The sequence below is a fragment of the Altererythrobacter ishigakiensis genome, from assembly GCF_001663155.1.
Lineage (GTDB): Bacteria > Pseudomonadota > Alphaproteobacteria > Sphingomonadales > Sphingomonadaceae > Erythrobacter > Erythrobacter ishigakiensis.
This window is the reverse complement of record NZ_CP015963.1, coordinates 2,199,365-2,210,708: the sequence shown is the minus strand read 5'-3', so window position 1 is coordinate 2,210,708 and position 11,344 is coordinate 2,199,365. Positions and strand designations below refer to the sequence as shown.

At 57.1% G+C, this 11,344-nt stretch carries 13 protein-coding genes; 11 read left to right on the top strand and 2 right to left on the bottom strand.

The window, feature by feature from the left end; all coding sequences use genetic code 11:
* Positions 1-47 precede the first annotated feature (47 nt).
* The gene (locus A6F69_RS10585) at positions 48-1,193 is read left to right on the top strand and encodes an alkaline phosphatase D family protein (protein ID WP_083984775.1); all 1,146 of its coding nucleotides are present in this window, start codon (positions 48-50) and stop codon (positions 1,191-1,193) included.
* A gap of 4 nt (positions 1,194-1,197) precedes the next feature.
* Here the strand turns inward: A6F69_RS10585 and A6F69_RS10580 are convergent, their stop codons facing one another.
* Positions 1,198-2,616 carry a sigma-54-dependent transcriptional regulator gene (locus tag A6F69_RS10580; RefSeq protein WP_067600991.1) on the bottom strand — a complete coding sequence of 473 codons (1,419 nt, stop codon included), beginning with the start codon at positions 2,614-2,616 and terminating at the stop codon, positions 1,198-1,200.
* Positions 2,617-2,884: 268 nt separating this feature from the next.
* Here A6F69_RS10580 and A6F69_RS13075 point away from each other — a divergent pair, with 268 nt between their 5' ends.
* Genes A6F69_RS13075 through A6F69_RS10560 form a run of 5 tightly spaced genes read left to right on the top strand, consistent with a single transcriptional unit; the run spans position 2,885 to position 6,291 of the window.
* A complete protein-coding gene (locus tag A6F69_RS13075) occupies positions 2,885-3,007 on the top strand; it encodes an aa3-type cytochrome c oxidase subunit IV (RefSeq protein WP_144573597.1) in 123 nt (40 codons plus the stop codon).
* Between the two features lie 10 nt (positions 3,008-3,017).
* On the top strand, positions 3,018-4,139 hold the full coding sequence (locus A6F69_RS10575; RefSeq protein ID WP_083984863.1) for an NAD(P) transhydrogenase subunit alpha: 1,122 nt from the start codon (positions 3,018-3,020) through the stop codon (positions 4,137-4,139).
* Complete coding sequence (locus A6F69_RS10570; protein ID WP_067600985.1) at positions 4,136-4,558, top strand: hypothetical protein; 423 nt, start codon at positions 4,136-4,138, stop codon at positions 4,556-4,558. Before A6F69_RS10575 ends, A6F69_RS10570 begins: the two co-directional genes overlap by 4 nt.
* Positions 4,559-4,564: 6 nt before the next feature.
* Positions 4,565-4,849 (top strand): NAD(P) transhydrogenase subunit alpha part 2, encoded by a 285-nt coding sequence (locus tag A6F69_RS10565; protein WP_050599815.1) that lies wholly within the window; start codon positions 4,565-4,567, stop codon positions 4,847-4,849.
* Complete coding sequence (locus A6F69_RS10560) at positions 4,849-6,291, top strand: NAD(P)(+) transhydrogenase (Re/Si-specific) subunit beta (protein WP_067600982.1); 1,443 nt, start codon at positions 4,849-4,851, stop codon at positions 6,289-6,291. The genes A6F69_RS10565 and A6F69_RS10560 overlap by 1 nt, the downstream gene beginning before the upstream one ends.
* Here the strand turns inward: A6F69_RS10560 and A6F69_RS10555 are convergent.
* On the bottom strand, positions 6,288-6,695 hold the full coding sequence (locus tag A6F69_RS10555) for a hypothetical protein (RefSeq protein ID WP_144573599.1): 408 nt from the start codon (positions 6,693-6,695) through the stop codon (positions 6,288-6,290). The genes A6F69_RS10560 and A6F69_RS10555 overlap by 4 nt on opposite strands.
* A gap of 244 nt (positions 6,696-6,939) precedes the next feature.
* Here A6F69_RS10555 and A6F69_RS10550 point away from each other — a divergent pair, with 244 nt between their 5' ends.
* From A6F69_RS10550 to A6F69_RS10530, 5 genes are all read left to right on the top strand, one after another.
* A complete protein-coding gene (locus A6F69_RS10550) occupies positions 6,940-7,902 on the top strand; it encodes an alpha/beta fold hydrolase (RefSeq protein WP_067600977.1) in 963 nt (320 codons plus the stop codon).
* 100 nt (positions 7,903-8,002) lie between these two features.
* Entirely contained in the window at positions 8,003-9,160 is a 1,158-nt protein-coding gene (locus A6F69_RS10545) for a deoxyguanosinetriphosphate triphosphohydrolase (protein WP_067600974.1), read from the top strand.
* Positions 9,153-9,845, top strand: a complete 693-nt coding sequence (locus A6F69_RS10540; protein WP_067600970.1) for an NAD(P)H-binding protein — start codon at positions 9,153-9,155, stop codon at positions 9,843-9,845. Before A6F69_RS10545 ends, A6F69_RS10540 begins: the two co-directional genes overlap by 8 nt.
* 60 nt (positions 9,846-9,905) lie before the next feature.
* On the top strand, positions 9,906-10,883 hold the full coding sequence (locus tag A6F69_RS10535; RefSeq protein WP_067600967.1) for a bile acid:sodium symporter family protein: 978 nt from the start codon (positions 9,906-9,908) through the stop codon (positions 10,881-10,883).
* The gene (locus A6F69_RS10530) at positions 10,880-11,332 is read left to right on the top strand and encodes an ABA4-like family protein (protein WP_067600964.1); all 453 of its coding nucleotides are present in this window, start codon (positions 10,880-10,882) and stop codon (positions 11,330-11,332) included. The genes A6F69_RS10535 and A6F69_RS10530 overlap by 4 nt, the downstream gene beginning before the upstream one ends.
* Positions 11,333-11,344: the final 12 nt, after the last annotated feature.

Genomic DNA, 11,344 nt, shown 5'->3' with positions numbered 1-11,344 from the left:
TTCGCGGGCATGGCATTCGCAATCAGAGATTCTTGAGGATATACTTTATGCGCAAACCTGCTCTCGCGATTGCAGCTGCAACAATGCTCGCAGCGCCTTTGGCTGCCGACAATGATGTTGAGCTTTCCGCGGAAGACTTGCTTGCGCCCTATTACGCCAAGTTGAAACAAGAGATTGAATTACCTGTGGCGCCGGCAGGCGTATCCCTGCCGCACAATCATACAATTACGCGTCTGGCTTTCGGTAGTTGCAATCACCAATTGCGCAGTCAGCATATGTGGGGGCAGATCGCGGCGACCAGTCCAGATATCTTTCTGTTCATCGGCGACAACAACTATGGCGACCAGATGTGGGATGGTGACGCCGCGCTCACCAGCTTGCGCGAAGCATATGGGGTCATGGCCGAGACGCCCGAATTGGCCGCGTTTCGCGCGCGGGTTCCGATGATGATCACGTGGGATGATCACGATTATGGCTTCAACGATGGCGGAGCGAGCTTTGCCTATCGCGGTTGGTCCGAGACGATCTTCGAGACGTTTTGGGGGTCTTCTGATGAGGTGAAGTCTCGCCCTGGCATCTATGAAAGCCGTATGTTCGGCGAAGAGGGCAAGGTCACGCAGATTATCACGCTCGATACGCGGTTCTTCCGTTCTGATCTCGCCACGATGCCGTATCAGAACGAGCGCCCACCGCTTGGGCCATATCAACCGAGCAGCGATCCCGAAAAAACGATACTGGGCGATGCCCAATGGCAATGGCTGGAACAGGAGCTGGCAAAACCTGCCGACCTGCGGATCGTGGTTTCTTCGATCCAGGTGATCACGGACGCGCACGACTATGAGGCGTGGGAGAACCTGCCGCTCGAGCGTGAGAAACTGTACGCTATGCTGGCGGAGCGCGAGGATAGCGGTTTGGTTCTGCTATCAGGCGACCGGCATGCCGGTGGTATTTATACTGAAGCGCCTGAGGCGGCTGGCGAGCAGCTGTGGGAGCTGACCAGTTCTTCTATGAACTATTCGTTTTCTTCGACAGAGCGGAACACAGCTCGCGAGCCTGACCCCAAACGCCTCACGGACTTTATCTCGGAAGAGAACTTTGGCCTGGTCGAGATTGACTGGGAGGCAAAGACCTTCACGATGAGCCTTCGCGGAAGCCAGGGTGAAACACGGGTCGCAAGAACGCTTGAGTGGTAAACGCTCAGGCAGCGTTATCGATGCCTAAGTCAGCAAGCTTTCGGTAAAGCGTCGAGCGGCCAATACCCAAACGACGCGCAACTTCGGTCATCCGGCCACGATAGTGCCCGATGGCGAGCCGGATAACATCAGCCTCAATCTCTTCAAGCGGGCGCAGGTTGCCATCTTCGGTGTAGAGCATCACACCGGCGCCATCCTGGATGCTGCTATCGCTGTCGATCGGCTCCCCCAGCAACTCGCTCAATTGCGGAAAGCTCTCAGCCGTAAGAGTTTGCTTGTCACAAAAAACAGCGGCCCGGAACAGCACCGCTTGAAGCTGCCGTACATTGCCCGGCCAGTCATAAGCCTTAAGCAGTGACAGGGCGCCGTCCGCGATGGACAGATGCCGCAGACCGGGTTGCTCACCGATGCGGGCGAGGAAGTGGCGGGTAAGGGCGGGGATGTCGCCGGCACGTTCGCGCAAGGCTGGTAGCTTGATCGATGTCTGTGAAAGCCGTTCAACCAGTTGTGGGTCGAATTCGCCGTTATTTGCGAGAAGTTCCAGCGGCAGATTGCCAGCACTCAGCACGCGAACATCAACTCGGAAACCATGCGATGCGCCAAGCGGACGAACAATCCCGGTGGTTAACACCTCGAGCAACTTCGCTTGAACTTGCGCGTTAATACGGTCGATCTCATCAAGCACCAGCGTTCCGCCATCGCATTGCTGCAAAGCGCCGATCTGTCGATCAAATGCGCCAGCGAATGCGCCAGGCTCATGACCGAATAGAACGGATTCAACAGAGCTTGCCGGAACTCCGCCGAGGTTGATGATGCGAAATGGCGCTTTGCTGCGCGGGCTGGCCGCATGCATTGCACGCATTAGCATTTCTTTTCCGGTCCCAGACTCGCCTTCGATAAGGACGTGGCCATGCCCTCGTGCAGCCTTTGCCGCCTGCGCTAATGCGGCGCGAAACTTAGGCGCCGTTCCAACCATCGCATCGAAGTCGAGCGAAGCGTTGATCTTCTCGGCAAGCGGTTGCAGTTCGTCCTGAGCGGTGTCGCCTTCAGTGGCGCTGCGCAAAGCTTCCAGCAAGCGATCAGGCGCGACCGGCTTGATCAGATAGTCCGTCGCGCCGGCGCGCATAGCTTCTACGGCGAGTAACGGAGAGGCGCTGGTGGTCAGCATGAGGATTGGCAGTGCAGGGCGTCTTCGCTTCAGTTCCTCAATCAACTGGCACGCGTCGTCACCTGGTACCCATTGGTCAAGAATGATCGCCGCAGTTTGCATACCGTCGCGAGTGCCGAGCATGGCTATGGCAGCATCGGAATCGGGAGCGACAATGGTTCGCCAGCCCTCACGGGCGGCGAGCGCACTGATCAACCGGCACTGTGCCGGTTCATCGTCGATCAGCATCAAAACGCGGGTTTCGCCCGTCATCATCGTCAAAATCGTCCCGTCGTGAAACAGAACCTGAAGATAAGCGTTAGGTGTAAAGACCGTGTTAAGGCTAGAAGTCCGCGCAGCTAAAGCGGATTACTCATTTTAGGTCATTGACCTAATGAAGTGTTGAATGTAGCTATGCTCGAATTTGAGCACTGACAGTTGTGAGGGCTTGAGCCTGATCAAATGCTTCGATACGGAGCGGAACATTCAATATACCGACTTTGTTTCGGCACTGTACGCAAATCTCTGAAAAGGATCAGTTTTGATGGCATCGCAAGACATGAAATCGGCAGAAAAGACCTATGGCGGGTTCATTTCGCTGCTGAAGTGGTCAATCCCGATTATCGCAGTGATCACTTTTTTCGTCATCATGATGATCGCTGAATAACCCTGTGGCTTTGCGCATAGCGGTTCTGAAAGAACGCGCCGCCGGAGAACGGCGCGTTGCAATAACTCCCGAGACCGTCAAGAAATTTGCCGGATTGGGGGCTGATCTGGCGGTTGAGAGCGGTGCTGGCATGACAGCGTCGATCAGCGATTCAGATTATGCGGAGGCCGGGGCCAAGGTGGGCTCTGCGACAGATACTGTAAAGGGGGCGGACATCGTACTGGGTGTCCAGGCGCCAGATGTCGAGCTTCTCCAAGGTGCCAATGCCGGCGCCTGGGTGGCGGCCACTTTCGATCCCTTTGGTCAAAAGGAACGCGTGGAAGCCTATGCCAAGGCAGGGCTTGAGGCGCTTTCGATGGAATTCATGCCGCGCATTACCCGCGCGCAGAGCATGGATGTGCTTTCTAGCCAGTCCAACCTATCAGGCTACAAGGCCGTGATCGCGGCGGCGGACACATATGGCCGTGCGTTTCCGATGATGATGACAGCAGCAGGCACGGTTCAGGCTGCGCGTGTGTTCATCATGGGTGTTGGCGTTGCGGGGCTTCAAGCAATTGCGACGGCAAAGCGTTTGGGCGCGCAGGTCTCAGCCACCGATGTCCGCAGCGCGACCAAGGAACAGATCCAGTCACTTGGTGCTAAGCCGATCTTCGTAGAAAGCGTTGAAGGTATCGAAGGTGAAGGCTCCGGTGGATACGCGACCGAAATGAGCGAGGAATACCAGAAGGCGCAGGCCGAACTGGTATCGGAACATATTGCTAAACAGGATATTGTAATCACCACCGCGCTGATCCCGGGCCGCGCCGCGCCGCGACTCATCAGCGACGACCAGATCAAGACGATGAAGGCCGGAAGTGTTATTTTCGATCTTGCAGTGGCGCAAGGTGGAAATGTCGAGGGTTCCAAACCTGACGAATTGGTGGAGCGCCATGGCGTGACGATCATGGGCTATTCGAACACGCCCGCAACGCTCGCGCCTGACGCCTCGGCTCTGTTCGCACGCAACCTTTTCAATTTCCTCAGCGCCTTCTGGGACAAGGAGGCGGGTAAGCCGGTGCTAGACGAGGAAATCGGCGACGCGGTGCGCCTGACGCAGGGCGGCGCGGTCGTCAATGAAAGGCTGCAAGGGTGAGCTTGGCCATTCCGCTTGCGTTGATGGCCGTTGCAGGAACGACGGAGAGCCGTGCGGACAAAGGCGAGTTGCCGGAGGGTTTTTCCGGCGCAGCATTGATGTATCACCGCGCGCTTTTTCCGGCTTGCCCGGCCCTGGCATTTGAGGATGATTATTTGATTCAAGTCTTGCGGCAGAATCAGCACGAGCTTGACGATTGGGTCGCCGGAACGGCGATGGCCGATGAATTGCTTGAGGCAAGGAAGCAGGCAGCCTCAGAGCGAGCCTTGGCGAAAGATACCTGCCCAGGCCGAACTGCCGAACGGGACGCGAGGGCGCATCAGGCAGATATTCTGCAACTTGATGAGGCAATGGGTTTGCTTGATCGCTTGATCGTCGATGCCAAGGACAACATCCATTACGAACGGGAGGAAGACTGAAAAACCATGGACTTTATCTCAATCCTCTCGATCTTCGTGCTGGCGTGTTTCGTCGGCTATTACGTCGTCTGGTCGGTCACGCCGGCGCTGCACACGCCGCTGATGGCGGTGACCAACGCAATTTCCAGTGTGATCATCGTTGGCGCGCTGATCGCTTCAGCTGAAGCAGGCAGCGCGGTTGCGAAATGGCTCGGCCTTGCGGGTGTAGTGCTCGCCAGCGTCAATATATTTGGCGGGTTTGCTGTCACTGAGCGCATGCTCGCGATGTACAAGAAGAAGGAGAAGAAATGATGAGCTTCTCCATCCTCGCCGCCGGAGTTGACGGAGCGACACCCACCTGGGTGCCGCTCGCATACCTTGTAGCAGGCGTCTTCTTCATCCTTGCCCTTCGCGGTCTCAGTTCGCCCGCGACCAGTCGCGCAGGCAACCGCAATGGTATGATCGGCATGCTGATTGCGGTGGTGACGACACTTGTCACACATGACATCGCCAACCTGCCTGAGATCGGCATAGCTATCTTTCTTGGCGGTTCGATCGGCTTCGTGATCGCGCGAAAAATCGCAATGACGCAGATGCCAGAACTGGTCGCCGGATTTCATTCGCTGGTCGGTATGGCGGCGGTGCTGGTGGGCTGGGCTGCATATCTCAATCCTGGGGCATTCGGACTACTGGTTGGCGATGCGATATCGCCGGTCAGCAAGATCGAGATGGGGCTGGGTATCGCGATCGGCGCGATTACCTTCTCTGGCTCCGTCATCGCGTTCGCAAAACTTTCGGGCAAGATGAGCGGCGCGCCGATCCTGCTGCCCGCACGTCATGTCATCAATCTGGGCACGCTCGCCGCGATTATCGTGCTGACGGGCATGTTTGCCATGGCAGTTGGCCCGGCAGAAACATTCCCGCTGATCGTGGCTGTCACGGTCTTGGCCTTTGCAATCGGCTTCCTGCTGATCATCCCGATTGGCGGAGCGGACATGCCGGTCGTGGTGTCGATGCTGAACAGCTATTCGGGCTGGGCCGCGGCTGCGATGGGTTTCACGCTCGGTAATACCGCGATGATTATCACGGGTGCACTGGTGGGTTCTTCCGGCGCTATCCTGAGTTACATCATGTGCCGCGCAATGAACCGCAGCTTTATCTCTGTTATCGCGGGCGGATTTGGCGCCGATGATAGCTCTGGTGGCGGCGAGGCACGCGAGCAGCGCCCTTACAAACAGGGTAGTGCGGATGACGCTGCCTTCATGCTGGAGCAGGCAGAGAAGGTTATCATTATCCCGGGGTACGGTATGGCGGTGGCGCAGGCTCAGCATGTGCTGCGCGAAATGACCGACATCCTTGAGGAAAAGGGTGTGGACGTGAAGTTCGCGATCCACCCGGTTGCAGGGCGTATGCCGGGGCACATGAACGTGCTGCTCGCTGAAGCCAGCGTCTCTTATGACAAGGTGTTCGAACTGGAAGATATCAACAGCGAATTTGCGCAATGCGATGTTGCCTTCATCATCGGCGCGAATGACGTTGTGAACCCGGCGGCAAAGACCGACAAGAGCTCACCGATCTATGGCATGCCGGTATTCGATGTGGACAAGGCCAAGCAGGTCTTCTTCATCAAGCGCAGCATGGGCGGCGTCGGTTATGCGGGGGTCGACAACGATGTGTTCTATATGGACCAGACGATGATGCTGCTCAGTGACGCCAAGAAGATGGTTGAAGAGATTGTGAAGGCGCTCGATTAGGTCTTTGGCTCGGAGCTCTCTGGCTCAAAATATCTCTGGTTGCGGATCTTTGCGAACGTACTGTTGGCCCACGGAATGAAAATTGCCGCCAAGAAGAATTGCCCGGCAAGCCAGACAAACATCACGAGTCCGATTGAGAATTCATTGAGTTGGAAGATACCGCCACCTGAAAGGTGTAACAGAAGAAGGGATACCGGCATCAAAGCGAAAGGAAGTAACGCATATCCGATAAACGCCTGCTGAGAAGGCGTTGCATATCTGAGAATTCCATCCGCCGCGATAGGCTGCTCATCATCGCCTGTCGCCCAGTACTTGAAACTGGAAATCGCATTGCCAATCGGCAGAATTTTTGGGCGAAAGATCGCACGGAAAGTTAGCCGCCCGATAGCCGGGAAAATGTCCAAGAAACCTGCCAAGAGCAAGACCTTCCGTGATCGCAATCGCTCCCTTGAGTGAGAGCGGACATTTCTGACATGCGGTTGTTAACAAGGTCAAAATTGACGATGGACCTCGGTTCGCGTTCTCAAATCGCGGTAGTCATATCTCTTTCAGCCAACGGCTAAGTAGAAGCACTGGCGTTCATCTGCACTTGCGTTTCCTTGGGTTTAGCTGCCACACCAAGCAGAGAGATATCTGTGGAGGGTTCGGATGAAGTGGGTGTTGCGAGTTCTGGGTGTACTGGTCGCCTTGCTGGTGATTGCTTTCCTGTTTTTCCGCACGCCTGATACCGACACGGCAGAGATGCGCGCCAAATATGGCGGAGAGCCGTCGCAATTTGTAGAGCTTCCCAATGGCCTGACCGCCCACTTGCGCGACGAAGGCGCGCGCGATGGCATGCCGATCATCTTGCTGCACGGTTCAAATGCCGATCTGCATACGTGGGAGCCGTGGGTTGAAGAGCTTAAGGCTGACTACCGCGTGATCCGGTACGACCAGCGGGGGCATGGCCTAACCGGGGCGGCGCCTGATGAAGACTATACGCTTGCGAGTTTCACCAAGGACATAGACCTTGTCGCGGATGCGCTTGGGGTTGAGGAGTTCATTCTTGGCGGAAACTCCATGGGGGGCTGGATTTCAGCAGGTTACGCGCTGGAGCATTCGGATCGGTTGGCAGGGCTAATTCTGGTCGATGCCAGCGGCGCACCGATCCAGCGTGATGGACCGCCGCCGCTCGGCTTCCGCATCGCGCAAACGCCGGTGCTGCGCGATGTGGCGCGGCATTTCATGCCACGTTCGATATTCGAGCGCAGCCTTTCCCAATCAGTCTCGAATCAGGAGATTGTGACGGACGCTGAGATTGACCGCTATTGGGAGCTGGCTCGTTTGCCCGGCAACCGGCGCGCGACGATGCAGCGTTTCGCTACGCCGCGTGTGGTCTATTCGGAGGATCAGATTGAGGCATTGGAGGTGCCGACATTGGTCATGTGGGGGGAAGAGGACGCGTTGATCCCGCTTGCGGCCGGCGAATGGTATGCAGAGCATCTGCCCAACAACACATTTGTCGCCTATCCAGGCATTGGACACATTCCGCAGCAAGAGCATGCCGCCCAAAGCGTCGATGACTTGCGCCAATGGATCGAGCAGCTGATGCCTGCAGAGCCCGATGCGTGATGTCGGCGACGCTTCGTCGCTATAATCCACACAGCTAAACGGTGTTGCCCAATTGTTCCCGTTGTCGTGGCTGCTCGGTTGACTTACTCGCTTGGCCCCAATGAGAGCGCCATACGCAGCCAATCCTGAAACCAGCCGGGGTCGCGAGTTTCCGCAAGAGCGCGCCGGCGCGCGCGGACCGCGCAGCGAGTTTCAACGCGACCGGGACCGGATTATACATTCGATGAGTTTCCGGCGGCTGCGTTCCAAGACACAGGTCTTCATCTCGCCAGAGGGGGACCACTACCGAACGCGACTGACGCATAGTCTTGAGGTTGCTCAGATCGGGCGGGTGATCGCGCGATCTCTCGGGCTCGATGAAGACCTTACCGAAGCGCTGTGTTTAGCGCATGATTTGGGGCACCCGCCGTTTGGACATGCGGGCGAAGACGCCTTGTGCGAAGCCATGGAGAGCCACGGCGGATTTGACCACAACGCACAGTCACTGCACACGATCATGCGGATTGAAAGCCCGTATCCGGGGCACGACGGGCTCAATCTGACATGGGATTTGCTTGAGGGGCTGGCCAAGCACAACGGACCGATTGATGCCCCGAATTGGGCATTGGCAGAGCTGGATGCCGCCTTTCCGCTCGAGCTAACGCAATGGCCTTCGTTGGAGGCTCAGGTCGCTGCGGTAGCCGACGACATTGCCTACGACAATCACGACATTGATGACGGCTTGCGGGCGGGTTTCCTGGCGCTGGAGGATCTGCTCGAACTTGATCTGTTGAAGGACCAATGGCGCGCCGTCGAACGGCGTTACCCGAACGCCCCTCGCGATCGGTTGCAGCGCGAGCTTGTACGCGATCAGATCGGGCTAATGGTCAACGATGTCATCACACACACCAAGTCGCAAATAGAAGGCATAGCTTCGGTCGAAGAGGTGCGCGCGGCAGGGCGGCAATTAAGCGGCTTCTCGCCAGAATTCGCCGAACAAGAACGCGGCCTCAAAGAATTCATGTACGCCAAGCTTTACTACCATTCAGATCAAGTGACGGCCGCCAGACGAGCGCACGACGTGGTGGCAAAGCTGTTCGAGGCCTATGCCAACGATGCCAGCCTCATGCCGGCAGAATGGCAAGCGAATCTTCCCGCTGAAAACCCTAAGCGAGCGCGGATGATCGCAGATTTCATCGCGGGAATGAGCGATCGATTTGCGATTGAGCGTTGCGCCGCGATCTATGGGGAAAGACCGAACGGATTGACCAATGTCTGAGCCCCAGCGGATAGTGCTCGTCGGCGCCACGGGTCTAGTGGGTCGCCGTGTGATCGAAGCATGCATCGGGCGCGAAGACATTCGCTTGGCAGCGATTTCTCGGCGTGAAATGAAATTGCCCAAGGGGGCGCGCATGGAGCTGTTTGTCGCGCAGCCGGAGAAATGGGGCGAAGTCTTCGAAGCATTGCAGCCTACCGCGCTGATTTCCGCGCTGGGAACGACCATCAAGAAGGTCGGCGGCGATGAAGAGGCATTTCGCGCCGTGGATCAGCATCTTGTCACCGATACAGCAAAAGCTGCCAGTAAAGCTGGTATCCGCCAGATGGTTGCCATCAGCTCCGTCAACGCCGATGCGAGGTCAAAGAATTTCTACCTCCGGGTGAAAGGCGAAACAGAGGAGAGTTTGTCCAAGATCGGTTTCAAACGGCTTGATATTCTTCAACCTGGATTGTTGCGTGGCCCGCGTGAGGGTGACCCGCGGCTAGCAGAAGGCATTGGACAGATCATCGCACCATTCATCGATCCATTTCTGGGAGGCAAACTGCGCGACTATCGCTCGATTGAGGCGCGCATAGTTGCGCAAGCAGCTCTGGGGTTCTCGTCACGAAAGGCTGCGGGTCGTTTCACGCACACGCACGATCAGATCGTCCGATGCGCGCGCGAATGGACAAAGCAGGGCAGCTAGTCACATCGATGACCGGGCGCTGACGAACATCGGAGTTCTTTGGAGGAGGGGGCTGAAAACATGATCCGGTGGGCAACCAATCTATTTGCGGTCTGGACTGTGCTTGGAACTGCATGGGCGTGGTTTATTCCGGATCATTTCCTGTGGGTGGTTGACGGAACGTTTCGTCCCTTTGGACAATCGCTTGTCAGCGTGCTTCTTGGCATTATCATGCTGGGCATGGGGCTCACTCTTTCGCCTCAAGATTTTGGCCGTGTGCTTAAGCTTCCGCGCGCTGTTGCCACAGGTGTGACGCTGCAATTCACTGTAATGCCGCTCGCCGGGATCGGCTTTGCGACTTTGTTTGGACTTGAGACAGGCCTTGCCGTGGGTTTGATCCTTGTTTCCTGTTGCCCCGGCGGTACGGCATCGAACGTCGTTGCCTATCTCGCGCGGGCCAATCTGGCGCTGTCTGTCACAATGACGCTTGCCTCGACACTCATCGCAGTCGTGCTGACACCGCTTCTGACGGGTTGGCTGGCAGGCGTATTCGTGGAGATTGACCGCTGGGCGCTGTTTCGCGGATTGATAACTGTCGTTTTGCTGCCAGTGGTCGCGGGCGTGTTGCTTAACCGCCTTCTCCCAACCGCCACAGCCCGGATTGCGGCCGCATCGCCGCTCGCATCGGTTGTTGGCGTAGTATTGATTGTTGGCGGCATTATCGCACAGTCAAAGCCGCTGATCATCGAGCATGCAGGGGTTCTTTTGCTCGCGCTATTGGCGCTGCACGCGACTGGATTTGCTCTGGGCTATGTACTCAGCGGGCTGCTCAAGCTGGGCGAAGCGGAACAGCGCACCTGTGCTATTGAGGTGGGCATGCAAAACAGTGGCTTGGGGTCAACGCTTGCATCCAGCCCCAGTTTTGCCGCACAGTTTACTTTGCCGATGCAGGCTGCACTTGCGCCTGTGCCGAGCGCGGTGTCGGCGGTCTACCACGTTGTCATTGGCAGCTTGCTTGCCGCATGGTGGCGGCGAGATCGAAAGGGAGAGAAGGAATGAGCTGGGACGCAATTTTCGGCGCAGCAAATATGTTTGCGCTCATATCGTGGGTTGCGCTTATCCTGCTGCCGCGTTGGCCCGCGTTGCTCAGCGCGATCCTGTTCCTGTCGGTTGGGCTGTTGAGCTTGCTCTATGCAGGAATTCTTATCGGGCTTGTTGGCGGGTTTGTGGACCCGGTTGGCGACATGACTGGCGGCAATTTCAGCTCAATTGAAGGCGTTCAGACGCTATTCTCATCCAAGGGCGGACTTACGCTTGGTTGGGTGCATTATCTGGCGTTCGATCTGTTTGTCGGATTGTGGATTGCGCGTGATGCGGATTCCAAGAATTTCTCCCGCATCTTGCAGGCGCCGATTCTGCTCGCGACCTTTATGGCGGGGCCGCTAGGCTTGTTCGTCTGGCTCATTGTTCGGGAGGGCAGAGCGCGCGCGCAAGGACGGTTTAGCTGAGCAGATTAATCA

Coding starts and splice junctions, on each gene's coding strand:
- A6F69_RS10530 (WP_067600964.1), top strand. CDS start 10,880: ATGAGCTGGGACGCAATTTTCGGCGCAGCAAATATGTTTGCGCTCATA.
- A6F69_RS10560 (WP_067600982.1), top strand. CDS start 4,849: ATGAGCTTCTCCATCCTCGCCGCCGGAGTTGACGGAGCGACACCCACC.
- A6F69_RS10535 (WP_067600967.1), top strand. CDS start 9,906: ATGATCCGGTGGGCAACCAATCTATTTGCGGTCTGGACTGTGCTTGGA.
- A6F69_RS10550 (WP_067600977.1), top strand. CDS start 6,940: ATGAAGTGGGTGTTGCGAGTTCTGGGTGTACTGGTCGCCTTGCTGGTG.
- A6F69_RS10545 (WP_067600974.1), top strand. CDS start 8,003: ATGAGAGCGCCATACGCAGCCAATCCTGAAACCAGCCGGGGTCGCGAG.
- A6F69_RS10540 (WP_067600970.1), top strand. CDS start 9,153: ATGTCTGAGCCCCAGCGGATAGTGCTCGTCGGCGCCACGGGTCTAGTG.
- A6F69_RS10565 (WP_050599815.1), top strand. CDS start 4,565: ATGGACTTTATCTCAATCCTCTCGATCTTCGTGCTGGCGTGTTTCGTC.
- A6F69_RS10585 (WP_083984775.1), top strand. CDS start 48: ATGCGCAAACCTGCTCTCGCGATTGCAGCTGCAACAATGCTCGCAGCG.
- A6F69_RS13075 (WP_144573597.1), top strand. CDS start 2,885: ATGGCATCGCAAGACATGAAATCGGCAGAAAAGACCTATGGCGGGTTC.
- A6F69_RS10580 (WP_067600991.1), bottom strand. CDS start 2,616: ATGATGACGGGCGAAACCCGCGTTTTGATGCTGATCGACGATGAACCG.